Below are 24,212 nucleotides of genomic sequence, written 5' to 3'. Positions count from 1 at the left end.
GGCCCTTTAGTGGTTGTGGCCCGCGTGTGGATCAACTCCACCGCCAGACTTGTTTTTGAGAGCCATTTGCATCTGATGAGCGCCACGCATTGCGATGACGTCACCGGGGAACAACGATCCGTCGTTGTCGATCACGGCGGAATACTGATCCCGGTACTTCACATGTACCGGCACGCGATCGAAGTGACTGCCGTTCTGCTGAAACACGAAAGTTTCCGCTCCTTCGCTCGCCACCGCCTCGACAGGCACCACGATCTGTTCCGGCATTTCTTCGACCGGTACTCGCAACTGCATCCGTTGACCGGGAACGTAACGCCATTCGACATAACGATTGCCGTCGGCGCGATGATCTTTGGCGACTTCGTTGGGAAGGCGAACGTAGAAGTTCAACGTTCGCGACTGGGCATCGACTTGATTGGCGAGGTACGCCATTTCCAAGCCTTCGATCACACGAGATTCGGAACCTGGTTCCTCCAAGATCGCATCGACTTTCCAGCCGTTTTGCGACGCTCTCCGAAGTTGCTTGATGTCTTGCTCGAACGCGAGTCCTTCGATGAACAGTTCGTCGTAGTCCGTTAGGATGCAGAGCGTTTCTCCCGCATTGATAGACTGGCCTTTATGCACGGCCAAGTCTTGCAAGATCAATGGGCCAGTGTGATTGTTCTGGTCGGCCTTGACGTAACTCGCTTGAATGACATGCTGGGTTAACCGCAATTCTTCCTCACCGTGGCTATCGACGCTCGGTGCGAAGATTTGTAGCTCACGAAGCAGTCGTCGCTCGCGTTCGATTTGCGTGACTTGATTATCCGACAAGCCGTGTAATCGAAGGGATTCGCGCTGTGCGCCCAGATTTGCATTCAGCTTGTCTCGGGAGTACTCCCGTTCCAGCAGCACTTTGCCAGCGACCGCACCACTTCGTGTGACCTGTTGTAAACGTGCAATCTCACGATTCTCGACATCTAGTTCACCGAGTGTGCGGACGAAGTCGGTCTGTGCATTGACAAGGTCTTCGTGTGTCAAGCGAATCTGGAACAGCAGACTTCCCGGCTCGACCGCTTCGCCTTGCACGGCATGAACGTGCGTGACGACGCCGGTCATCGGCGTCGCAACTTGGACTCGAGAGCGACCAGGACGCTCGACGACGACAGCAGGCACCGTGATGGAGCGGCGGAAGGTTTCCAACTTGATCGGGCGGATCGTTTCGTCGGACAATCCAATGTTGCGGATCGCTTGCTTTGACAGTTCTAACGAAGTCGCTGCGTCATGCCCGGCGTGGGCCGCGTGATCGTGACCGGCATGAGGATCAACCTCGCCAGCCGCCTCACCCTCGTGCGATTCGCCGCCGCTGTTGCGGAACGAAACAGCGGTTTGATCGACCCACGCCTTCGTGGCCGGGAACCAACGCTGCCAGGTGAAACCACCGACGATCACAAGTATCAGCGTGGCGACTAACCAAACCCACTTCATGGGCACTTTGGGCATACGGATTTTCATGGTAACGAAACCAACGGAACAACTGCCGGAGAAACCAACCCACGATTCAATGTGTGTGGATCAGAGAAAGGTCAACGCGAAGAAGCGTCCGTGGCAGATGACCGGCGAATGCAGGCTGAATCAATCAGCGCAAGCGAAATTCGCCAAGAGTGTCGGAGCCGATGCACGAGGATCGAAAGTCTTGACGACCTCCGTTACGGCAAACAGGCACAGTCACTCTCATCCAATCACGGACGAGAGCGGACCATTACAGACGCCAGACTTGCGTCTTGATGCGGAGAGGTGACTGCACGTCGTGCGGATCGGGCGGCGAACCGTACACCGTCCGTGCTGCGAGCATGTCTTGCGACGACAACGACAAACAGTGCGTCAGCAAGGGCGACCAATCATAGGTCAAGATCAACGAAATGTCGTTGTCTCGTTGATCGGCAACGATGTTGCAGTCCGCTTCGTCACAGGATTCATGTGGTCCATGTGAACCCGAACAAGGCGATTCTGAACAAGGCTGTTCGGAACCAACTTCACTCGCTTCGTCATCAAAGCAAGCGCAAGCGATCGAGCCATCTGCATTGCGCTGATGTTGGCACGAAGCTTCGTGACCTTCGTGGGAATGCCCATCGTGATCGTGGTCACCGTCGCAAAAACCGACCACGTGCGGGACGTCCACCATCACCTGGTCAACATCGTGACTGTGCGTGTGACCCGCATGAGCGTGATGCACACAACAACCCAGCAGTGCGTGAAGCACTACGGCAGTCATCGTCGAATAGGTGAGGATTTTGTGAAACATGGTCGCTTTGTTAGGACACGGACAATCGGCGTATTGCGCCTAATCGTCGCAGTAGTTCTATCGGCTTTCCCGGTTAGGGGCTATACCGAAATCTTCAGCGGTCAGGTATTGCACGAGTCGTGCCAATCAAAAAATTACTGCGAATCGTTGGGAAATACCGCAAAAGAGATGTCTGATAAATTTTGAGCATGTTATCAATCTGACCTCGACACCGTCCCATCCTGAGACGGTTTCAAGTGGAATCGGCAGTCAGCTTACTGCTGGCTAAGCGTCAATCCTCGCAAGCTATCGTCGCCGCTGTTGTCCACCACGGCATCCAAGCCGCCCGTCAAAACGAAGCCATCAACTCGGGCGCGGGCTTGAGCGAGTTGCTGCTGCGACACGATGTATTGCAGGTTCGTATCGAAGTACGTTCGGCGTGCGACTAGGACTTGAACGAAGCTCGTCTCGCCAGCTTTGTAGGCAAGCTCGGCGAGCTTCAAACCTTCTTCTGCGTTGGGCAGAATGTCGTTGGCATATTGATCGACGGCGACCAGTGAAGAGTCGTAATCTCGCGAAACTTGGGCCAGGCGTGCCTTAATCGAATTTTCGATCCGCTGGAGTTCGCGTGATGCACGCACGTACTCGGCGCGGGCCGCTGAGATGTTGCCCTGGTTTTTGTTGAAGACCGGAATCGGTGCTCCGACCTGGAAGTTAATCAAGCCGTTGTCCGTGCCGTTGTCATAACCCGATGCGAGCTGCAAATCCAAGTTCGGGATCGGCTGAGCCTGTTGGCGGCAAAGATTGGCTCTAGCTTGGTTGATTCGTGCCTGTGCCGTCTGCACTTCGGGACTGGATGCGATCATGGTGGATGCAACGATCGACCAGTCCAAGGTGGTTTCCGCCCCCGGCAGCGTGCCTTGTAGTGGAACGGGCATCATGTCAGAGTTGCCCGCCAATGCGGCCATCTCTCGCCATGCGGCGTCGAAACGGATTTGGGCTTGCCGCAGAGCCAAGTCAATCTCGTTCTTCTGAACCTTTGCTTGGACGATTTCCAGCTGCGAGCCTTCTTGCGCTTCTTTAAGTTGCTCGGCGATATCGACTCCCTTGTCGGCAACCGATTGGAAGTCGCGGATCAAATTCACTCGTTGTTGTGCCGCCAAGGCTTCGTAGAACGTGATGCGAATGTCAGTCGCGATGCGATACTTCTGGGCTTCGAGCTGCATCAGTTGCGCACGCAATGCTTCGTTGAGCACAGCGCGATTCAATGCCAATTTATCGCCTGTGATGATCGTTTGCGAGATGAACACCGTGTGCTGATCGGTGCCTCGGTCGGCGATTTGGGTAGCGTTGTAGCCGACTGTTGGGTTGGCACGCAGACCGACTTGGCACTTGAAACCGGCGGCCTTTTGCGTTGTCGCAACCAATTCGGCGATCGTCGGATTGTTCGCCAAAGCCATCGACTCGATCGCTTCGAGCGTCAACCCGGCGGGCTGTTCGCTGATGTAGTCATCATTGCCGGTTGAGAATGGCACAACGGCGACCTCGCTGAGCGATGGTTCGGGCGAATCAAGCGACATGATCTCGCGAAAGGAACCGGCGGATTCAGTTGCTCCAGGATTTTCGTCATTCGACTTGTCGGTGTATGCGACGGTCATCACGGGTGCGGCAACGACGGCTGCCGCCGGTGTTGAGGGGACGTTCGCTTGCGTCGATTGGTGCGTTGCGGAACTGGGAGCTGATGTCGCAACGTAATTACCAATGCTCTGGCAACCTGCCGTGAAACTCATCGCTGAGCCTATAGTCAATGTCATGCTCAGAGCCGCACGCAACCGCCGACGCCGCGATTGACGAGAACGATTGCTGGTCGGTTGTGTTGCGATCACCGCGTTTTCCTCCGTGAAAAATTAGACCAGCCGTTGGTTTCCATCGGCACGCCATCATTGGAATTTCACGTCGAACCCTTGCAATCCGGCCAATCGTAACCTGCTCAGGTCGGGTGATGCCGGTTGTGCGGAAGAAACCCGCAGAAGTGCGCCTAGTTTGTGGCCGCGTGACGCCGGATTCCGTTCCGGCGGACGTCATTGCATCTCTTGTCCCTCTAATTTCAGCCTAGTGATGGCCACCATGAACATGCGTCGTTGTGTGGGGAACGGCGTCGATGTGCGTGGTCGTGTGAGGAACCGCGTGCAGATGATTGCCATGTCGTTGGTAGTCAATATGCGTCTGGGTGTGGGGAACGTAGTCAGTGTGCGTTTGCGTGTGCAGATGCGGTTGCTGATACGACGGTCGGTACGACTGATACGGTTGGGTGTAAGTCTGGCGAATGCCGTTTCGGTAAATGACACGTCCCTGCTGAGGATACACTTGACCTTGAATCACCGGACGAGCCGATCGGTATTGCTGATACGGCTGCGTCACGGTCGGGTAGCGGTTGTACGGCGTAACCTGATCGAAATGCGTGGTGGTGTGAGGAACGCTGTCGATGTGCGTCGTTGTATGAGGCACGGCATCGACATGGTTGCCATGCTGGACATAGTCGGTGTGTGTCGTCGTGTGCGGCACATAGTGTTGATGCGTGGTCGTGTGCGGCACGACCCATTGGGCCTGAGCGGTGGTGGCTAACGCAACGACGGCAACGACAATGGTGAAGAAACGTCTCATCAAATCAACTCCTTACGAGGGGATTTCTGTGGGACAATCACAATCCGTCGGACCATTCACATCGCCCACCAAGAGTTAGTCTAACAGACCATCCGAGGGGCAGGGGAAGAATGTCAGTCTTCCAACGATTCTCATTCTGTCGTCTCATTCGCGACGCCGAGTAATCAATGTGACTGCGCGGCATCTGGCAAAACCCGCGTCAATCAATGGATTTTCGGTTTGGCACACGCAATGCGTTAGAAGGCTAACCAGCGGCACTTGCCGTGAACCTCCCCTCAAATGTCAGGACTGACGCTTATGAATCGTGCCTTCGCAATTGCCGCTCTCGCAGCAGGATTGTTCGTCTTTGCCGGTAATACCGGTGCCACCGCTAGCGACTACTTTCATGGTGGTCACGGCGGACACCACGCCTACGCCGGCGGCCATCACGGTGGCGGTCACCATGGCGGCTACGCTCACGCACCCATTCAAACGTATGGCAATTACGGCTATTCATCGAACTACGGCGGTTATGGATACGGCCAAACGTACCAACCGAGCTATCAACCGCAATACCAGCAACAGTACGCTCCTGCCTACCGATCACAGCCTTTTCGTCAACGCGGTGGATTGCACATTGATATCGGACGCTTCCATGTTCTAGGTGTTGGTGGCCATCACTAATAAAGCGTTGTTCGCTTGCGAATGTTACCGACCGTTCTGAATCAGTTGGACGGGCGAGCAAGTCTCGTCCGTCCTTCTTGTCTAAGTCTCTTTGTCTCTGTGCAAAACTTACAACGAAATGAAAAACATGCCGAAACCATCCGTCGTTACGATCGCCGCATTCGCAATCGTCGCCATTTTTCAAATTCAACCAGCAACGGCTCAATATTGGCACGGGCATGGTCACGGCGCATATCACCACAACGGCCATGGGAATTTTCACGGGCACTACTATGACGATCATTACTCCGTCCACGATTACTCTTACGATTACCCAGACAGCTATTATGGTCACGCACCGATCGCTCATGGATACGTTGACATACCGCTGAACAGACTTCACGGCGAAGCCGACATGTACTGTCCCGACGATGTCGGTTGCCCATTGGAGTATTACCAGCCGACACTTGGTGGATTCTCCCAACCGATTTCACCGTACTTGGACGCGCCGTATTTCGGTGCGCCCCGTCAGAATCAAATCCCAAATGGCGTAGCGGGTAACGAGCACGGCCACCATGCCAATGATGGCCACGACCATGGCGAAAACTCCTACGACGGACATTCACACGACGGACATTCACACAGCCCGGTGAATCCAAATTTCCAAGACCCAGCCGCCACTTTCGGAACGCCCGACCGTCAGCCGATGACTGCACCAACGCTTCCTAAGCGTAATGAGGTTCCAGATCGTCCACGTTATGAAACGCCTCGCGACCGTCCGGCACCGCCAAGCAGTCCACCAACGGACGATGGTCCAATCCGAATGGACGGTCCGCCTCCAAGCCTAACCGTTTCAGGACAACCATCTCGTACCGTGAGTTGATATAACAGGTGCGTCATCCGTTACGTCCTATTCACATCCGTCAATGTCGTTGAAAGCGGCGGCATCACTCACGGCTCTCGTCGCCTCCCGACTCAAAACCGCCTCGATTGTGGACAAAAAAAATCGTTCAGCGTTTTGTGTCGAATCACGCGTCAATACCAAAGGTTGAACAGCCAGGCTTACCGGCTTGTGCTGCCTATCGCACGCAAGTTTGCGACTTCCAAACAATAGAAACTGCCAAACAAAGCGTCGTGAATCCATGTCGCGGGGCGCATCTTTACCGCCGATCAACAGAGTCTAGTTGATCGAAGTCGCACATCTCCAGGGCGGCCGCTCAGAGAGACTTTGATTCATCGAGCTGGAATCAAAAGTCCGTTCGCTTTGATTCCTACCAATGCGGAGACGTGCGCATCTGCAAGGCGAATGTCCCGATCTCACAAAGAGCTGCCAGTGCCAGCCATTTGTATGACCGAAAATCAGTTCCGAGTCGCCATCTGATTTCAATTCGATCACACGGTGTACTCAATTGGATGTCGGCGGTCCTTGCGTCAAAACATTCAAAAAGGCTTAAAAACGGGGAATACTGCTGCTAATAGCGATTGGCACGGCGCATGCGATGTTTCACATGAAGTTTCCCGCCAACTGTCCCTTCCAGACAGACCCCGCAACACAACACAAAGGATTCAGTCATGTCGAACAAGAAAATTTACCTCCCTGTCATCGCACTTGCCGTCGCCTTCACATTCGCCCTTGGTAGCGAAGCCCAAGCACAGCATGGTCATGGATGGGGACATGGTCACAGCAGCTTTCATAGTGGCCACGTCTATCAGCCGGTGACACCTTCGCATTGGGGTCACGGACATCAAACGCACTACCCCAACTTCGGATGGCAACAGCCGACTTACCACGACACCACACACCTTGATTATCACGCTCCGACAATTCGTCGGCACGGAAATCACTTCCACGTTCAGCCGGGACACTACGACGTGCATCGCAGCTGCCACTGGCATCACTAAAGTTTGAGAGCACCCCAAATCGCAAATTCTTAGGAATTGGTTAAGGGGATTCGTCAGAGATTTCGCACGTTCTTTTGTTCACAGATCACGGTGATCTGGAACAGTCAAAAAATCCCGCAACACAATAGGATTCAGTCATGTTCAACACGAAAAAGCTTCTCCCCGCACTCGCACTGGTCGCCGCTCTCACCTTCGCCTTCGGCGGTGAGGCAAAAGCGCAATTTGGTCACGGTTGGGGACACGGTCATGGTCATAGTGGCCACGTCTATCAGCCAGTGACACCTTCGCATTGGGGTCACGGACATCAAACGCACTACCCCAACTTCGGATGGCAACAGCCGACGTACCACGACACCACACACCTTGATTATCACGCTCCGACGATCCGTCGGCATGGAAATCACTTCCACGTGCAGCCGGGACACTACGACGTGCATCGTAGCGGCCACTGGCATCACTAGAGTGCGACAGAGTGTTCAAACTCCGCAGCTAGCCGTCTCGGCCGACCATTTGGTTGGCTGGGACGGTTTTCGTGGTAAGTAGGCTTTGCCACAGGCATATTCGTCGCAAGCCCAACCTATGACACCCGGTTTATGCTCGGTTCAAAAGAACTCAACATCCACCAAGTCAAAACCACTTAGACTTTTAGTTCACCGCGTTCCCATGGCTCCCGAGTTTCGACGACATCGGAAGCAACTCAAACCGCTTATCGGAGCTTCCCTATGAAAACTCAGCTACTATTTGCCGCGTGTCTCTGTGCAATGACGACATCGGCGTCAGCGCAATTCAGAATCCAAATCGGCTCTGGTCACGATCATCATGGTCATGGCGGAATCGTCCAGCCGCACATCGACCATCACGATCATGTGATCCGCGATTCTCATGGGCACATCCGCGGAATTCAACATCACGATGTCATTCACGGTGGTTCGCATGGTGTCATTCCATCCACTGGCACGCATGTCGATCACCATGACCACATCGTCCGAGATCGGCACGGGCACGGGCACGTCATCGGTCGAGAACATCATGACGTCGTTCACAACAATTGGTCACACATCGTTCCCAATACCATTCGTGGTTATTCGACGGGCCAGTACTACGTCCAAGGCAATAACTATTACTACGCACCACCGGCGGGCCAACATGTGGCAGCACGCCCTGCGATCGTTCCTTTCGGTGGATTCACCCAGTACAGCGATCTTTCTGGACGTCTCGAAACTCTGGTGAATGAGATATTGCTCGACATGCACCACAACTATTCCCACAATCCCGGATTCGCAGAAACTTACCGGGAAGGGTATGAACTTCTGGGGGTAGCAAAGTTCATTCATGCCGCCGAGCACAACAATGACCGCGAAGCGATGCGTTCCAAGCTTCTCGGAACGGATCGGCTGTTTCATCACATCCAAGATGATGTTCGAGGTTGGACGAGAATTCATCACCGCCAAATCGGCACACTCGGTCTGATCTCTAAAATTGAAATTGCCGAATCCACTTTGCATCACTTGATGAACGACGTTGGAGTCTCCGAATCAGGCCAGGCTCCGCCGCCAAATTCCGCGGGGAGCGGAGCAGTAGAGCAAGCTCCGCCTCCACCAGGCGTGCAACAAGGATACTCACCACAGCAGGGCGCACAGCAAGGCTATGCCCCACAACAGCGTGCTCCTCAGGGTTATGCTCCGCAGAGTGCTCCTACCCAAAACTATGCTCCGCAGCCCAGCACGCCAAACGCGGCTCCGCTGGGCAATTCACCTCCTCCGCCGACTGTTCAATAGAACGGCTTGCGAACGAACTGCCATCGACTCGGCGAACGCGCGCGTCGTGAGGCAACAGGTAGAAACTATCCAAGATCGGCATCTACACGACCAAGTGAATCCGAGCCACCGGAACCTGTCGCCACTTTCGGAACACCTGATCGTCAGCCGATGACAGCACCAACGCTTCCCAACCGCAACGCAGTTCCCGAGCTTCCACGCTACGAAGCTCCTCGCGACCGTCCAGCACAGCCAAGCAGTCCACCCACGAACAACGGCCCAATCAGAATGGACGGACCACCACCAAGCCTAACGGCTTTGAGAAGTCCATCTCTTACCGTCAGTTGACGCAGCGAAGGAACCTACCGTCACCGCTTAACTCGCTTCCTCGCCGGAACCGGCCATCCCGAGAATCTTGATGCCACCTCGCACGACGACGCTAGCGATCAGAATGCCGATAACTAGATCGGGGATTTGCGAGCCGGAGAGTTTGACGATCAAACCCGAGACGATGACGCCAATGTTGGCGATCACGTCGTTGGCCGAGAAGATGTAAGAAGCTCGAAAGTTGACATCACCGCCTTTGTGCTTGGCAATTAGCCACAAGCAAAATGAATTGGCGATTAAAGCAACGCAGCCCATCACCATCATCGCAACGCCGATTGGTTCCCCGCCACCGATGAAGCGGCGAACCGCTTCGATCAAAACACCAAAGCCGAGCGCCAGTTGCAATACACCGCTAGCTGTCGCGGCGTTACGGCGGATGTTGGCAGCCCGACCGACGGCGTACAGGCTGATTGCGTAGACGCTCGCGTCGGCAAGCATGTCGAGCGAGTCCGCGATCAGGCCCGTCGAACTGGCAAGCACGCCAGCGACAATCTCGACGACAAACATTGCAGCGTTGATTGCCAAAACCACGCGCAGCGTCGTTCGCTGTGCGTCGCCTTCTGCTTCCAATTCGCATCCGCAGTCAGTCATGCTTAGCCTTCGATCTCATGTCGTCTTCTGCTTCGATTGACAAGCTGAGAAACGACGAAAGAGCTTCTATTAGCTCGCCTTCAGTTCTTTTACCAATCAAACGATCGACTTCCTCGCCGTCGCGAAAGATCAACAGCGTCGGATAGCGGTCGATGCCATACTTCTCTTTGATGAATGGGTTTTCGTCGATATTGAGTTCCGCGATCTTTGCTTGACCAGTCAGTTGTTCAGTGACCAATCGCAACGTTGGTTTCATTTCGATGCACGGCCCGCACCATGGTGCCCACATATCGACCAATACCGGAATATCCGACTCGATCACTTCCGTCTGGAAATTCGCATCGGTCAACTGGACAGGTTTGATGCCATTCGCTTTCGGATCATCCAATGGTTTTACTGCAACGCGAGAGTCGCATCCCATTTGGAGAACCGCAAACACGATTGGCAGCAGGGCTATTGTGAGCTTGGTAGACCAGTTCATAAAATTCGTTCCGGCATTGATGGTTTGACGTGTCGCTGAGGCGTTGCACGAGCTGACCGCTACGTCAAAAATAGGCGACGCCCCAGCCACAACGTCGGGCCGTTCTACTCCTCCGGTTGCGGTGGCTTTTGCCCCGTTTTGGCTTCGTATCGCGATGCGAACTTGTCGAATCTTGCGGGGCTGCAAATGAAACACTGCGACTCGGGCCGATCGTGCTCGTCGCACCAGTCACCGTCTTCCTTGAACTTGGCCACCAAGGATGTGTCGCACAATGCGCACTCTTCCTCGGGCACACCATGTTCCACGCACCACCAACCACCGTGGCTGTGATCGACGTTGGTTGCCGCGACCGGTTCCGCTGCACCGTCGGTTGTGACTTGGTCTTTGCTACATCCACTCAATCCGATCGCCATGACGGCGATGGCTGCAAGCGAGATGCCTTTGAAGCTAGTCATCCATTTCATCATCATCATCGTAAAATTCTCCTTCGGCATGGCCGAACTAAAGTTAGACCGATGCCGTTTCAGGCACGCGCCTGATTTCCGGGTCAATCGGTTCATCGGGTTCAAGACGATGACCGTCATCGTCTCCGTCGTCGTCATCTCCTGCATCAGCATCACTGCGTAGCTTTTCCACCGGCGTGTTGAACACGACGTAGAGCACTCGAAGCACGAGCAAACTCATCACCATCGCACTGCACACACCGCCAATCACCACCGTTGCCAGTGGCCGTTGCACTTCGGCTCCCATCCCGGTGCTGAACGCCATCGGAACAAAGCCAAGGCTCGCCACGAGCGTCGTCATCAAGATTGGACGCAAACGTGTCATCGCGGCCTCTTCGACCGCTTCGTCAAGCGAACGCCCTTTTCGCCGCAGTTGTCGAATCGTTGACACAAGCAGCATGTCATCGAGCACCGCGACTCCGGACAATGCGATGAATCCAACCGCTGCCGAAATCGAAAACGGCATGTCGCGAATCCACAACGCCAGAATCCCGCCAATCCACGCGAATGGAACGCCTGTAAAAACTCGCAGCGCGTCAACCCAGTTGCGATACGTTATGTAAAGCAGCGAAAGAATCATCAGGAGTGCAATTGGCACCACGATCATCAGGCGGGTTTGAGCCCGCTGCAGATTCTCGAATTGCCCGCCCCATTCGATGCGGTAGCGTCCGGCAGGCAGTTGCACCTTTTCAGAAACCACACGTTGAGCTTCGGCAACGAAGCTGCCCAGGTCGCGACCACGGACATTCGATTCAATCGTAATGCGACGTTGGTACCAGTCTCGCTTGATCGTATTCCAACCTTCCACGGTTTCGATCGTGGCCAGCCGGGAAAGCGGAATACGTTCGCCAGATGGCGTGGCAACCAAGATTTGCTTGATGGCCTCTGGACTAGCGCGAGCTTCTTCGGGTAGTCGGATAATCAGTGGAAACCGCAACTGGCCTTCATAGACTTCGCCGACGTTATGCGTGCCCAACGAGCGGACAAGATTCATCACCGTGCTGGCCGGTACTCCGTAGCGAGCAATCTGGTCTTGGTTGATGCGAATTTGCAAAACCGGCTGACCAGAAACCTGTTCGACCTTCACGTCTTCCGAACCAGGAATCGAGTTGAGTGCCCGCTCAATTTCTTCGGCTTTCTCTACCATCACGTCCAAGTCATCGCCGTAAAGAATTGCGGCGACATCCGAGCGTACACCAGAGATCATTTCGTTCATTCGCATTTCAATCGGCTGCGACATGGCCAGTCGCGGACCGGGTAGATCACGCAGCTCTTCCTGCACCTTGACCACCAATTCATCCTGCGTCTCAGCTCGCGTCCATTTCTCACGTGGATGCAGTGTCAGAAACAAATCGGTCAACTCCGTACCCATTGGGTCGGTCGCCACCTCCGCCGTTCCGATACGGCTCCAGACCTGTGCGACTTCATCCGGAAACTTCTCCAGAATGACCTGTTCCATTTTTGTGTTGTAACGCATGGATTCTTCCAGCGTCGTCCCCGCCAGTCGCACCACGTTGATCGTGATAGCACCTTCAGAAAGTCGTGGGACGAACTCGCTGCCGAGATTCGGAGCGACGAGGCCAAACACGGTGACGAGTAACAACAAGGCCGATCCGATAATGAACGTCTTGTGGTGCATCGTGAACCGCAACACCGGTGCGTAGAGGCGTTTCAATACGCGAAGTAGTAGCGGCTCGGTTTCTTTGATGTTCTTGGGAAGGAACAGACTCGCCAACACGGGCATCAGTGTCAGTGAAAGAACCATCGACCCGGCAAGAGCCATAATCACCGTGATTGCCATCGGTCGAAACAGCTTGCCTTCGATGCCTTCGAGCGTCAGGATCGGCAAGTAGACGATCATGATGATCAATTCGCCAAACATGGTCGGCTTGCGAACCTCAACCGCCGCATCGCGAATGATCTGCAAGCGACTGCGACCGTCCGACTTGTGAGCCAAGCAACGAACACAGTTTTCGATCATCACGACTGAACTATCGACAACCAATCCGAAGTCGATGGCACCGAGGCTAAGCAAGCTGGCAGCGATGCCGAACTTCAGCATTCCTGAGAACGCAAACAACATCGACAGCGGAATTGCGAGTGCCACAATGATTCCGGCTCGCAGATTCCCCAAGAAGATGAACAACACTGCGACGACCAGCAAACCGCCCTCGAACAGATTCTTCTGGACCGTGTGAATGACATGGTCAATGAGCTCGGTACGGTCGTAGACGGTTTGAATCTTGACGCCGGCAGGGAGCGATTCCTGAATACCTTCGATCTTTTCTTTGATGGCCCAAGTGACGTCGTGGCTGTTTTCGCCCATCAGCATGAAGCCCAACCCCAGCACTGCTTCGCCGCGACCGTTTGCCGTGACCGCGCCCCGGCGAATCTCATGCCCAATCATCACATCGGCGACGTCGCGAATGCGAACTGGCACGCCATCCTTGGAAGTGATGACGATGTCTTCGATTTCCTTGATATTGACCGTTCGGCCAATTCCATGCACCAGCAGCATTTCGCTGCCGTCCGTGACCGTACCGCCGCCGACATTCTCGTTGTTCGTTTCAATTGCATCAGATACCTGCTCGAAGGTCAGGCCGTACTTGAACAGCCCTTCGGGATCGAGACGAATCTGATATTGCTTCTCGTACCCGCCCCAACTGTTCACTTCGGCCACACCTCGAACCGATCGCAATTGTGGCTTGACCACCCAGTCGTGAATCGTTCGCAACTCGGTCATGCGTTTGACACGCTCGGCCTGAGAGGCTTCCGAGAAGTCAACACCGTCGTAAACCAGAACGTAGTGAAAGACTTCGCCCAGACCGGTCGAAACTGGCCCCATCTGCGGTCGGCTAATGCCGTCGGGTAGCTCGACTGTGGACAACCGTTCGTTAATCAACTGACGAGCAAAATAGATGTCGATGCCATCATCAAAGATGACCACGACCTGTGACAGACCGAACTTGGAGATTGAACGTAATTCGTGGAGTCCCGGCAATCCACTGATTGCCTGCTCGACGGGAAAGGTGATCTGCCGTTCGATTTCCTCAGACGCCAGCGACGGGGCGACCGTATTGATCTGAATTTGAACCGGTGTGGTGTCCGGGAATGCGTCGATATCGAGCTGCTGGAGTGAGAACACGCCTACAACCGCGAACAACGCCGCCGTTAGAATCACGAGCGCACGATGGCGCAGTGATACGTCGATTAGCCAATTTAGCATCCGTGCTCTCCTTTATTCGGCGACGCAGTCGCAGCCTGCACCAAGATTGTTTTTTAGTAATTGAGCTCGCAGTACGTCACTGCCCGCTGCGGCGATCACTTCACCGGGAAGCACACCAGAAATGACTTCCGTGAATCCCCCGTTCGTTGCACCCAAGCGTACTGAACGGACGTGAAAGACTTTGAAGCTGTCGGGACTGTCGAAGTAGTGCTTGTCACGCACGAAAACAACTTGGCAGCAACCTTCCCAGTGCGACGACCCATTGGGAATCACAATGGCGTCTGACTCTTCCCTCAAAATGATTTGGCCCGTACCGAACGTTTCGCTTCGTAACTTCCCATCGACATTCGGCAAGATGGCTCGCACCTGCACCATCCGCGTTTGCGAGTCCGCCGCCGTGCTGATCCAGTCCAATTTGCCTTCCACTTCATGGCGACTGCCATCGGCTTGAAAGCGAATCGGTTGCCCGACAGCAAGCTGATCCATGTTCTCGAGTGGAACATTGAGTGTGAGCCACATTTGGCTGGTGTTCGCGACTTCAAACAGAATGCGAGTCGGGTCTACGACTTCACCCGGAGCAACATGCCGTTGCGTGACGAAGCCTTCGATCGGCGAAACAATCGGAATTAGGTTCGAGGTGATTGTCTTGCTGTTGAGTTGGGCGCGAATCTCATCGGGAATTCCGAGCAAACGTAGATTGTCGAGGACTTGTCGCTCAGACAATCCTCGCAGCGATTCGGTGTCGATCGGCAATCCAAGATTTCGCAACGATTGTTCAGCGGACAACACATCCGCTTGAGCTTTGGACAAGGCAGCTTCAGCATCGAGGATCCGCGAACCCGCAATGGCACTTCGAGCTTGATTCAGCCGTGAGACGTTTTGTCGTTGCAGGTTTTCTTCGGCCAACGCCCGCAGAAGGCTTGTTTTCAAATCACCGACTTGTGCCGCATCCACGACGGCGAGAACTTCCCCTTTGGTGACCAAATCGCCAACGCCCTTGGTTACCAACCAAACGCTGCCAGGAACTCGCGACGCCAAGCTCGCTTGTTTCGTGGGGTCGTAAACAATCTCCCCGCTGCCGGCGATCGCTTCGACGATCGGAGCACGTTCGATCAATTCCACATCAACGCCAGCCTGCTTCACTGACTCAATGGAAGCGAACTGAATGCGGTTCTGGTAAATCTTGCAGGCACTGTTGTTCTCTTTTCGCGGAGCCACGGCCAAGGCTCGAGCGGCTCGCTCCAGATCGCTCGGCAATATCGACGGCGTCTCCTTCATCTGTGCTACATCAGGATGATCCAGCACGCAGTTGTGAACGCCATGCACCGCGCACCAACCGTAGTCGGGGCCTTTAGGCATCATGGTGGGATCGCACTCGACGCAGATCGACTCCGGCACGGCGTGTTCTTCACACCAATCGTCGGCGACCGTCTCGACACTCCCAGTCAACGCGGCGAACTTAGGAATTCGCCAATCGTTCTGGTGCCCATAGTAGAAGACCGCGGCAAAGCCAATCAGAACCAACGTCGGCCCGATGCTACCAAGGGCAAGCGAGACAAATCGCCGGATGGGGCTAACATTTCTGGTGGGCGTCTCAATCTGGGGAGCATGCACGGCCCGTCCGTTGGCCGAGGTTTCGGGGGAGGCGGGACGCGGATTTTTCTCCGGCGCATTGACAACTGAGTGACTCATTGCAGAACTCCTGCTGGGATGGACGGGACAAGCGCGAACCGCACAAATGCAATTCAAGCACTTAACCAACGGATACAGGCCGACCAGAAATGAACTCGAACGCGGTGTCGCAACATGCGGCGAGCGCAATCGCGATCACAAACCGATTTCGACGGTCAACCAACGTGGGCCAGCAGTGGCCTACAGCAATAGAGAGGCGTAAACGAGACGCACGTCTCGCCCGCTTTGCAGATCAAACCGTTGTGGATGTCGTTCTTCGCAGCGTTTGGCAAGCAGTTTGGACAGGTCCAGCGTTTCCAGACACAGCGGAGTCCAATCCGACAATAGCTGGAAGTCCGCCGACACAGTGCGGGAATTTGACTCCGGCGTTACCAGACAAACGCAGCCGGTGTCGCAGGGGCAAGGGTTGTCACAAGGGGCATTTCCCGGCGGCAACTGACGGTCATCGCATGGAGTGGATTGTTCGTGTCCACAGTGACAGCTACAAACCTTCTCAACTCCTGCTGTCGACGCAACATCCCCACCCACCGCACAAAATACGGGGCACGCAACCACACGTAGTGTGATGAACGAGATGAACAGAAGACGGAACATCAAGAGGATGGGAAACCTGTAGATTGATAAGACTCTAAGTAATCAGTGTAGGTTGGAAAAGCGGTTACGGCAAGGTAAGTTCGGCTACGGCTGCCATTTGCATGAAGCTTATCTAAGCGTCCTTTACGAACCGCTCGTCCTTGATTCCTAGTCGCAGCTTCCACTCCATCGCGGCACAGTACAGCACCGGGACCACGAACATCGTGATGATTGCGATGGCCATTCCTCCGAAGCTCGGAATGGCCATTGGCACCATGATGTCGCTGCCTCGGCCGGTGGATGTCAGAATGGGAATCAATGCCAGCAAAGTCGTTGCTGTGGTCATCAAACACGGGCGTACGCGGCGCATGCCGGCGGTCACGGTGGCTTCGCGAGCGTGCTTGGCATTTTCGATTCGGTCCTTGCGGAAGCTTTCGTCGAGGTAGGACGCAATCACGACACCATCGTCACTGGCGATGCCGAACAGGGCGAGAAAGCCGACCCAGACGGCGACGCTTAGATTGATCGTCTTGACCTGGAAAAGCTCACGCATGTTGGTGCCGAGTAGACTGAAATCGAGGAACCAGTCGGTGCCGTACAACCACAGCATGATGAATCCGCCTGCCCAAGCGATCAGAATGCCACTGAAAACGAGCGATGTCGTGATGGCGGATTTGAATTGCAGATACAGAATCAGGAAGATGACCCCAAGTGCCAATGGCAGCACGATCGCCAGCGTCTTCTGCGATCGGATTTGGTTCTCGTAGTTGCCCGCGAACGTGTACGTCACACCGGCCGGCAGCGTGAACTCGCCCGAGTCGATCTTGGATTGCAAGAATGCTTGAGCATCCTCGACCACGTCGACTTCCGCTTCACCAGGCTTCTTATCGAACAGTACGTAACCGAGCAAGAATGTGTCTTCGCTCTTGATGACCTGCGGGCCGCGGGTGTAGCGAATGTCGGCTAGTTGGCCGAGCGGGATTTGTGCGCCAGCTGGCGTTGGAACGAGAATACGTTCGAGCGATTCGAGGTCGTCTCGCAACTCTCGGGCGTAACGCACGCGGACAGGGAACCGCTCGCGACCTTCGACCGTCGTTGTGATTTGCCGGCCACCGATCGCGACCTCGATCACATCCTGTACGCTGCGGATGTGCAACCCGTATCGCTTGATCGCATCACGGTCGATGTCGATCTCCAGGTATGGCTTGCCGACGATTCGGTCAGCAATGACGGCGGAGGATTGAACGGTCGGAACTTGTTTCAGTAGCGATTCCAATTCCAAGGCAACTCGCTCGATTGTTTCCAGGTCCGGGCCTTTGACCTTCATTCCCATCGGTGCTCGCATGCCGCTTTGCAGCATCACGATCCGAGCTGCGATCGGTTGCAGCTTGGGTGCCGATGTCGTGCCTGGGATTTCGGCCGCCGCGGTGATTGCTTGCCAGATATCATCCGGCGTGCGAATCTCGTCACGCCATTGGCGGAACGGTCGGCCAGCGGGATCGAGAATCAGCTCACCGGAGTCATCGCGGACGAACTCGCCGGCTTCCTCGTCGTAGCGGAAGTTCAGCCGATGACCGTCTTCGTCCGATTTGTATTCGGACTTGTAGGTGATGTAGGTCTCGATCATCGACACGGGAGCGGGATCGAGCGGCGTGTCGGCGCGACCGATCTTACCGACCACTGATTCGACTTCGGGAATCGACACCAACAGTTGATTCTGCAGCTGCAAAACATCCATCGCTTCGCCGATCGACGCATGCGGCATCGTCGTTGGCATGTAAAGAAACGAGCCTTCATCAAGCGGCGGCATGAACTCTTTGCCGAGTCCCGGTAACACGTTGGTTGAAGCTTTCCAAGGACCGGACTGACGAACTGTCGTTTCAGACACACCAATCATCGAGAGTGACTTGGGGACGAAACCGAATACCTTGTCGAAGCCCAACCAAGCCGATCCGCCGAAAAGCAGGATCGCCGCTGGCAAGCAAAGAAACGCTAGCTTGTGGTTCAAGCACCAACGCAGGATCGGTTCGTATAAGAATCGTTGAAAGATGGTGAAGAACCCGAGGATGCCACCAATCAATCCGCCGACGAACAGCAAGTTCAACAGCAAACCTTTCTGTGGTCCCAGCGGCAACCACTCCTGAGTCAGCAACACGCCGACGACCAACGCCGCAAGTGCACTGGCTGCGTACGGCCCAAAACGGTGGTAACGCTCGGGAATCCTCTCTTCATTCAGTTTGTAGGCCGACAGCGCGATCAAAATAGCACCGACCCACCATGTCAGTAGCATCGACGCGGCAATGCCCAGGATCAGCAATGCAAACCACGCTCCCCTGCGCAGGCTCTTAGATTCGATTCGGCCACCCATCAAAATGTGGGCCGCAGGCGGAATGATGGTCAACGCCACGATGACGGAAGCTGCGAGTGCAAACGTCTTGGTAAAAGCGAGCGGTCGAAACAACTTTCCTTCCGCACCGATCATCGTGAACACGGGAAGAAAACTGACCACGGTCGTTGTCACGGCGGTCAGCACCGCACCGGCGACTTCGTGAGCCGCCTTGAAAATCACCGTCAACTTGTCGTCTTCGGGCGCAGCTTCATCCAGGTATTTGAGAATGTTCTCGGTGAGGATGATCCCCATGTCGACCATGGTCCCGATTGCAATTGCGATGCCTGACAGGGCGACGATATTGGCATCCACACCGAAGGTCTTCATGGCGATGAAGCACATCAATACGGCCAGCGGCAGCAACGCGCTAATGAGGAACGAGCTGCGCAAATGGATGACCATCACCAGAATCACAATGATCGTGACGAGGATTTCCTCAAAGAGCGCCGTGTTCAACGTACCCAATGTCTCGTAGATCAAACCAGTGCGATCGTAAAAGGGAACGACCGCGACTTGACTGGTCGTTATCCATCTCGGCCACTGTTCTTGAGGCATGCCACGAAGATGTTTCACCCAATCGTCGCTGCTGGTCGTCGCTCCGGTGATCGTTTCCAACCCATGGCGATCGGCGTACAAGTCAACTTCGTCGGCCGACGTCTTCGTGTAATCGACAAGCACCTTTGTGGGCAGACCCGGTGAGACTTCTTTGATGCGTTGCTTGATGTTTTTGATCGCCGCTAGTGGGTTGTACCCGTAGCGCACGACCGCGACGCCGCCGACGGCTTCGGCACCGGATTTGTCCAACGCACCACGTCGCAACGCTGGCCCAAGCGACACGTGGGCAACGTCGGCGACCGTGATCGGAACGTTGTCGGTAACCTTCACGACTGTCTTTTCGATGTCGTCAATGTCTTCGATGAAGCCCAGACCACGGATGACGTATTCGGCCTTATTCAGTTCAATCGTCCGAGCACCCACGTCAACATTCGTCATCCGAATGGACTCGAACACTTTGGCCAACGTCACGCCAGCGGCCCGCATCGCATCGGGATCAACGTCGATTTGGTACTCCTGAACGAAGCCACCAATCGACGCAACTTCACTAATACCTTCGGCCGACGTCAACGAATAACGAACGTAGTAATCCTGGATCGTACGCAGTTCTCGTAAATCCCAACCGCCCGTCGGGTTTCCATCAGGATCGCGGCCTTCGAGCGTGTAGAGATAGATTTGCCCCAGTGCCGTCGCGTCCGGCCCCAGTGTCGGCTGCACACCATCAGGCAGCGTGCCGGCCGGCAAACTATTCAGTTTTTCCAGCACCCGCGTTCGGGACCAATAGAAGTCCGCGTCTTCGCCAAAGATGATGTAGATCGACGAAAAGCCGAACATCGAATAGCTGCGGATCGTCTTGACTTCGGGAATGCCCAGCAGCGCGACCGTCAGCGGATAACCGATTTGGTCCTCCACGTCCTGCGGGCTGCGCCCCATCCACTGCGTGAACACGATCTGCTGGTTCTCGCCAATGTCAGGAATCGCATCGACGGGTACCGGATCGCGAGGCAATGCTCCGGTGTCCCAGTCGAACGGAGCGACCATGACGCCCCAACCAAGCGTCGCGATGACCAGCAACAACACAACTAGCTTGTTGGTCAAGCAGAACCAAATCAGCCGGCCGAGGACCGAGCGTTTCGCGTTTTCGATTGTTGCATCGTTGTCAGTCATGTTGGAAGTTTCGGCCTACAGCTTTTCGACTTTGTCGGCACACTTCAGCATCGAAGCGCCATAGTACGGATTGCGAACGGCATCATCGGATTGAATCCAAGAGGCACCGCGACCTTCAAAGGCCATCGGGCAATGAAGCTCATGAAGCGTTAGGTCAGTCGGTAGGCCGAACATCCGCTCGAGGCTCAACATCTGTTCGGACAGCAACGCGAACCCGCTCCGCAAGGTGGCGAGGTCGTTCGCCTTCTGCAATCTTGCAATGATCTCGGACAAGTCGCGTTTCTCTTTGCTCCACATTTCGACCGATTTGTCATCGGAGACGATTGGCAGCAATGAAGCCAATCGCTGATGCAATGGCTCGACCGCTCGCTTCGCGGCATCCAAATCGTCTGCCGCGAGTGCTTGACTAAGTTGCAAATAGGGTGCGACAAAACCACTGAGTTGCTCGACGACTTCTGCCGGAGCGGCCATGTTCGTCATGGATGGCATCTGCATTTCGTCGTGTGACATCGGCAATGGAAACTGAGCCTTCATTTGATCGACGTGCTGGCGAGTCAACGCGAACACTCGATCGGCTTGACGCATGGAATTGACCTCGCGTCCTTCGGTGACATCGTTCCGCAATAGCATCCCGACCTCGAACCACTGCGGTCGCATTTGAGGACCGATCAAGTCCGCCGGCACCGCTTCGACAGCTTTGCTCAATTGGTCGTAGCTTGCGCGAATCTCCGCGAGGTTCGCCGCTTCGATCTTTGCTTGAATCGTTTTAAATTGCTCAACAATGCCCTGCATCGCATCACGTACCGCTGGCACCAGGTCCATCGGACCCGCACCCATCTTGACGCCTTCGTCTGCCTTTGGCATTTCCATGCCTCCGTGATTGTGTCCACCGCCGCCGCCACCTTGTGGTGTCATCATCGAGGGCTTTGCAGAAATCTGGAGCGCACTATCGAGTTTGAAGTTGCCGTTGGTCACGACCAAGTCGCCTTCTTCGAGCCCCGACTTCACTAGGTAGAAGTCGCCGGCGCGCGGACCGATCACAATCTCGCGACCCTCGTAAGTCGGCTTGTCGGCGTCGGGAATCTGCACGTACACAATCGCTCGCGTCCCGGTCAGCAACACGGCTGACGCCGGTACGACCAATGGTTTCGCGGCACTCGTTGGTTCCGCCGTGACGTAGCCAAGCGATTCCGCCCGCACCAACGGCATACCGCAAATGTCACAATCGCCCGGCTGGTCTTTGATGATTTCCGGGTGCATCGGACTGATCCACTTCCCCGCCAACGATGCGTCGAGTACACGACCGCCCGAAGCAACATTCGACTTCACGATCGCTCGCACGAACATCTCCGGCTTCAATCGGCCATCCTCATTCGACACATTGACACGAACTTTCACCGTCCGCGTGTCTTCGTTTAGCACTGGGTCAATGAACGCGATTCGGCCGCGGAAAACTTCGCCAGGATAGGCTTCAGTCGTGAACTCGACGTCTTGCCCGTATCGCAACCAAGCCAGGTCCGATTCATACGCATCCATTTGAACCCACAGGTGATTCAGATCGGCGACCGTGTAGATGCGGTCGCCGGTTTGGACGCGGTCGCCTTCTTGTTTGTTCTTCGCAACCACCACACCGCCGACGGGCGAATAGATCGTGACTGTTTCGGATGACTTACCGCGCTCTTCGATTGTTTGAATCTGCTCCGTCGTCAAACCGAGTAAACGCAACTTCTCGCGAGCGGACTCGGCAAGATCGAGCGGTTCGATAAAACGAGAGGAACTCTGCGGCCGATCGCGTTTGGTCACCGCCAACAGCTCTTCCTGCGCGGTGTAGAGTGCCTCGCTGTATATCTGGACCATGTGATCGCCCTTGTTGACTTCGACACCAGTGAAATCGACGAACATGCGTTCCAATCGACCGGGCACCCAAGCGGTGATGTGGGCAAGACGAGTTTCGTCGTATTCGACCTTGCCAACCATGCGAACGTCGGCGGTGACATACTGTCGACGCACGGGGCTGACCTGCACGTTCATCAGACTCTTGATTTCCGGGCTGATCGAAACCGTGCGAACGCCCCCGGCCGATTCCTTGACTGGCACCAAGTCCATGCCACAGATTGGACAACTGCCCGGACCGTCGCGACGTATTTGCGGGTGCATCGAACAAGTCCAAATTGAAGGCGTGCTTTGCATTGCCTCCGAGTTCGCCGTTGCGGAAGTCTCGGAGACTTTTGACCCGCCCGAGCCTCCGTTAAACCAAGATGCGACGAAAACACCTAGCAGCACAAACGCCACCGCTTGTGCAATCCAGAGCTTTCCGCGGTGTTGTTTGAAGAATTCGTTCATGAGTTTGCTTTAGGATTTGTTCAGCCAGGTCACGAGCTTCGCCACTTCGTCTTGGTCACGAACGCCAACGGCTGTGACGCTCCGCGAGCCCTGCTTCCAAGTCGCCGCGATGCTGGAATCGAGATCAACGAGACAGCAGTCCTTGTCGCCGCATGTTGCCATGCTCTGGCGACGATCGCCAAACCAAGCCGTTTCTTCGTCGTCGTGTTCAAACAAAACCAACGTCGAACCGTCATTCCGTTTGCAAACCGCTTTCACGCAGGTGCAGCAAGGCATCTTCAACACGCTTGTCGACGCCAACGAATAGCCCTCTGGCAATCCGCCGGAGACGATCGGTCGATAACCGACCAACTTCACTGCTCCCTCTGCGTCGACTTTCTCACCGTCGTACTTCGTCAGCAGCATCTGTTCTGCTCCATCCGGATCGCTTGGCAGCTTCTGCAAATAGTCATCCATTACGCCAGCGAATTCGGCCATGTGCTCAGCCGACATTTCGTCGTCATGGGTATGCCCGTCGTTGCCGTGCATCGCCATCGCTCCACCGTTGCCGGCCATTTCGTGTTTGTTGTTGCCGCCGTACCAAAGGCCAAAGCCAAGCAACAACAGAATGGACGCCGCCATCGACACCAGTCCCGCACCATACGGCGACTCGCGAATCCAAACGCTGAACCGTCGCGATAGTGTCACCGGCTCATTGGCTGTCGGAAGCTCACGCTCAATCCGCTGCCAAAGATCGTCCCGTTTGGCGGGAATAGGAGCCTGCGCAAAAGCCGACCCGAGTGACTCGAACGCACGAAGCTCCGATGCACACGATTCGCACGCCTCAACGTGTTGTGCCACAGTTGCCGCTTGTCCAGCCGAAAGCTCGCCGTCGTGATATGCCGACAGGTATGGCTGCACGGTTTTGCAATCGTTGGTTGACATAAGCCACTCGTTCTCCGCGAGACGTTTCTGCTGTTATGTGTTTTTTGATGCCCCAAGTTGCCGTTTCTTCACGCAATTGGGGGAAATAGAAGAATTCTTACGCGCCGCGTGAAGAAAGCGACCGCCCAAGCATCCAAATGCACGTCGATCGAA

At 55.2% G+C, this 24,212-nt stretch carries 19 protein-coding genes; 5 read left to right on the top strand and 14 right to left on the bottom strand.

Going from position 1 to position 24,212, the window contains the following annotated elements; translation table 11 throughout:
- Window positions 1-6: 6 nt before the first annotated feature.
- The 4 genes from FHS27_RS03890 to FHS27_RS03875 all read right to left on the bottom strand — a co-directional run bounded on the left by FHS27_RS03890 (window position 7) and on the right by FHS27_RS03875 (window position 4,927).
- Complete coding sequence (locus FHS27_RS03890) at window positions 7-1,494, bottom strand: efflux RND transporter periplasmic adaptor subunit (protein WP_246419056.1); 1,488 nt, start codon at window positions 1,492-1,494, stop codon at window positions 7-9.
- A 247-nt stretch (window positions 1,495-1,741) separates the two neighbouring features.
- Window positions 1,742-2,284 (bottom strand): hypothetical protein, encoded by a 543-nt coding sequence (locus tag FHS27_RS03885; RefSeq protein WP_184302456.1) that lies wholly within the window; start codon window positions 2,282-2,284, stop codon window positions 1,742-1,744.
- Window positions 2,285-2,538: 254 nt separating this feature from the next.
- Window positions 2,539-4,053: a TolC family protein gene (locus FHS27_RS03880; RefSeq protein ID WP_246419055.1), complete on the bottom strand. Its 1,515-nt coding sequence runs from the start codon at window positions 4,051-4,053 to the stop codon at window positions 2,539-2,541.
- Between the two features lie 322 nt (window positions 4,054-4,375).
- The gene (locus FHS27_RS03875; RefSeq protein ID WP_184301907.1) at window positions 4,376-4,927 is read right to left on the bottom strand and encodes a hypothetical protein; all 552 of its coding nucleotides are present in this window, start codon (window positions 4,925-4,927) and stop codon (window positions 4,376-4,378) included.
- Between the two features lie 297 nt (window positions 4,928-5,224).
- Between FHS27_RS03875 and FHS27_RS03870 the strand changes: the two genes are divergently transcribed.
- From FHS27_RS03870 to FHS27_RS03850, 5 genes are all read left to right on the top strand, one after another.
- Entirely contained in the window at window positions 5,225-5,590 is a 366-nt protein-coding gene (locus FHS27_RS03870) for a hypothetical protein (protein ID WP_184301903.1), read from the top strand.
- Window positions 5,591-5,717: 127 nt separating this feature from the next.
- Window positions 5,718-6,452 (top strand): hypothetical protein, encoded by a 735-nt coding sequence (locus FHS27_RS03865; RefSeq protein ID WP_184301900.1) that lies wholly within the window; start codon window positions 5,718-5,720, stop codon window positions 6,450-6,452.
- Window positions 6,453-7,141: 689 nt separating this feature from the next.
- Window positions 7,142-7,471: a hypothetical protein gene (locus FHS27_RS30715; protein ID WP_221224854.1), complete on the top strand. Its 330-nt coding sequence runs from the start codon at window positions 7,142-7,144 to the stop codon at window positions 7,469-7,471.
- Window positions 7,472-7,608: 137 nt separating this feature from the next.
- Entirely contained in the window at window positions 7,609-7,932 is a 324-nt protein-coding gene (locus FHS27_RS03855; protein ID WP_184301899.1) for a hypothetical protein, read from the top strand.
- A 261-nt stretch (window positions 7,933-8,193) separates the two neighbouring features.
- Window positions 8,194-9,249 carry a hypothetical protein gene (locus tag FHS27_RS03850; protein ID WP_184301896.1) on the top strand — a complete coding sequence of 352 codons (1,056 nt, stop codon included), beginning with the start codon at window positions 8,194-8,196 and terminating at the stop codon, window positions 9,247-9,249.
- A gap of 82 nt (window positions 9,250-9,331) precedes the next feature.
- Here the strand turns inward: FHS27_RS03850 and FHS27_RS03845 are convergent, their stop codons facing one another.
- From FHS27_RS03845 to FHS27_RS03800, 10 genes are all read right to left on the bottom strand, one after another.
- Window positions 9,332-9,484, bottom strand: coding sequence for a hypothetical protein (locus tag FHS27_RS03845; protein WP_184301894.1), 153 nt, complete (start codon window positions 9,482-9,484; stop codon window positions 9,332-9,334).
- Window positions 9,485-9,603: 119 nt separating this feature from the next.
- Window positions 9,604-10,206, bottom strand: coding sequence for a cation transporter (locus tag FHS27_RS03840; protein WP_184301891.1), 603 nt, complete (start codon window positions 10,204-10,206; stop codon window positions 9,604-9,606).
- A complete protein-coding gene (locus FHS27_RS03835) occupies window positions 10,199-10,687 on the bottom strand; it encodes a thioredoxin family protein (RefSeq protein WP_246419054.1) in 489 nt (162 codons plus the stop codon). The genes FHS27_RS03840 and FHS27_RS03835 overlap by 8 nt, the downstream gene beginning before the upstream one ends.
- Before the next feature lie 104 nt (window positions 10,688-10,791).
- The gene (locus FHS27_RS03830; RefSeq protein WP_184302395.1) at window positions 10,792-11,157 is read right to left on the bottom strand and encodes an RND transporter; all 366 of its coding nucleotides are present in this window, start codon (window positions 11,155-11,157) and stop codon (window positions 10,792-10,794) included.
- Between the two features lie 37 nt (window positions 11,158-11,194).
- Window positions 11,195-14,416: an efflux RND transporter permease subunit gene (locus tag FHS27_RS03825; RefSeq protein ID WP_184301888.1), complete on the bottom strand. Its 3,222-nt coding sequence runs from the start codon at window positions 14,414-14,416 to the stop codon at window positions 11,195-11,197.
- 12 nt (window positions 14,417-14,428) lie between these two features.
- Entirely contained in the window at window positions 14,429-16,108 is a 1,680-nt protein-coding gene (locus FHS27_RS03820) for an efflux RND transporter periplasmic adaptor subunit (protein WP_184301885.1), read from the bottom strand.
- A 180-nt stretch (window positions 16,109-16,288) separates the two neighbouring features.
- The gene (locus FHS27_RS30940) at window positions 16,289-16,453 is read right to left on the bottom strand and encodes a hypothetical protein (protein WP_246419052.1); all 165 of its coding nucleotides are present in this window, start codon (window positions 16,451-16,453) and stop codon (window positions 16,289-16,291) included.
- A 361-nt stretch (window positions 16,454-16,814) separates the two neighbouring features.
- Window positions 16,815-20,792 (bottom strand): efflux RND transporter permease subunit, encoded by a 3,978-nt coding sequence (locus FHS27_RS03810; RefSeq protein ID WP_184301882.1) that lies wholly within the window; start codon window positions 20,790-20,792, stop codon window positions 16,815-16,817.
- 15 nt (window positions 20,793-20,807) lie between these two features.
- Complete coding sequence (locus FHS27_RS03805) at window positions 20,808-23,135, bottom strand: efflux RND transporter periplasmic adaptor subunit (RefSeq protein ID WP_184301879.1); 2,328 nt, start codon at window positions 23,133-23,135, stop codon at window positions 20,808-20,810.
- 9 nt (window positions 23,136-23,144) lie between these two features.
- Entirely contained in the window at window positions 23,145-24,059 is a 915-nt protein-coding gene (locus FHS27_RS03800; protein ID WP_184301876.1) for an anti-sigma factor family protein, read from the bottom strand.
- Window positions 24,060-24,212: the final 153 nt, after the last annotated feature.

The sequence above is a fragment of the Aporhodopirellula rubra genome (genome assembly GCF_014192335.1).
GTDB classification, from domain to species: domain Bacteria; phylum Planctomycetota; class Planctomycetia; order Pirellulales; family Pirellulaceae; genus Rhodopirellula; species Rhodopirellula rubra.
Note: the sequence above shows the minus strand (reverse complement) of the source record. Positions and strands in the feature narration are given on the sequence as shown.

What these genes read in the sequence shown, in the direction of transcription:
- FHS27_RS03890 (WP_246419056.1), bottom strand. Translation starts at nt 1,494, where the DNA reads ATGAAAATCCGTATGCCCAAAGTGCCCATGAAGTGGGTTTGGTTAGTC.
- FHS27_RS03885 (WP_184302456.1), bottom strand. Translation starts at nt 2,284, where the DNA reads ATGTTTCACAAAATCCTCACCTATTCGACGATGACTGCCGTAGTGCTT.
- FHS27_RS03880 (WP_246419055.1), bottom strand. Translation starts at nt 4,053, where the DNA reads ATGAGTTTCACGGCAGGTTGCCAGAGCATTGGTAATTACGTTGCGACA.
- FHS27_RS03875 (WP_184301907.1), bottom strand. Translation starts at nt 4,927, where the DNA reads ATGAGACGTTTCTTCACCATTGTCGTTGCCGTCGTTGCGTTAGCCACC.
- FHS27_RS03870 (WP_184301903.1), top strand. Translation starts at nt 5,225, where the DNA reads ATGAATCGTGCCTTCGCAATTGCCGCTCTCGCAGCAGGATTGTTCGTC.
- FHS27_RS03865 (WP_184301900.1), top strand. Translation starts at nt 5,718, where the DNA reads ATGCCGAAACCATCCGTCGTTACGATCGCCGCATTCGCAATCGTCGCC.
- FHS27_RS30715 (WP_221224854.1), top strand. Translation starts at nt 7,142, where the DNA reads ATGTCGAACAAGAAAATTTACCTCCCTGTCATCGCACTTGCCGTCGCC.
- FHS27_RS03855 (WP_184301899.1), top strand. Translation starts at nt 7,609, where the DNA reads ATGTTCAACACGAAAAAGCTTCTCCCCGCACTCGCACTGGTCGCCGCT.
- FHS27_RS03850 (WP_184301896.1), top strand. Translation starts at nt 8,194, where the DNA reads ATGAAAACTCAGCTACTATTTGCCGCGTGTCTCTGTGCAATGACGACA.
- FHS27_RS03840 (WP_184301891.1), bottom strand. Translation starts at nt 10,206, where the DNA reads ATGACTGACTGCGGATGCGAATTGGAAGCAGAAGGCGACGCACAGCGA.
- FHS27_RS03835 (WP_246419054.1), bottom strand. Translation starts at nt 10,687, where the DNA reads ATGAACTGGTCTACCAAGCTCACAATAGCCCTGCTGCCAATCGTGTTT.
- FHS27_RS03830 (WP_184302395.1), bottom strand. Translation starts at nt 11,157, where the DNA reads ATGATGATGAAATGGATGACTAGCTTCAAAGGCATCTCGCTTGCAGCC.
- FHS27_RS03825 (WP_184301888.1), bottom strand. Translation starts at nt 14,416, where the DNA reads ATGCTAAATTGGCTAATCGACGTATCACTGCGCCATCGTGCGCTCGTG.
- FHS27_RS03820 (WP_184301885.1), bottom strand. Translation starts at nt 16,108, where the DNA reads ATGAGTCACTCAGTTGTCAATGCGCCGGAGAAAAATCCGCGTCCCGCC.
- FHS27_RS03810 (WP_184301882.1), bottom strand. Translation starts at nt 20,792, where the DNA reads ATGACTGACAACGATGCAACAATCGAAAACGCGAAACGCTCGGTCCTC.
- FHS27_RS03805 (WP_184301879.1), bottom strand. Translation starts at nt 23,135, where the DNA reads ATGAACGAATTCTTCAAACAACACCGCGGAAAGCTCTGGATTGCACAA.
- FHS27_RS03800 (WP_184301876.1), bottom strand. Translation starts at nt 24,059, where the DNA reads ATGTCAACCAACGATTGCAAAACCGTGCAGCCATACCTGTCGGCATAT.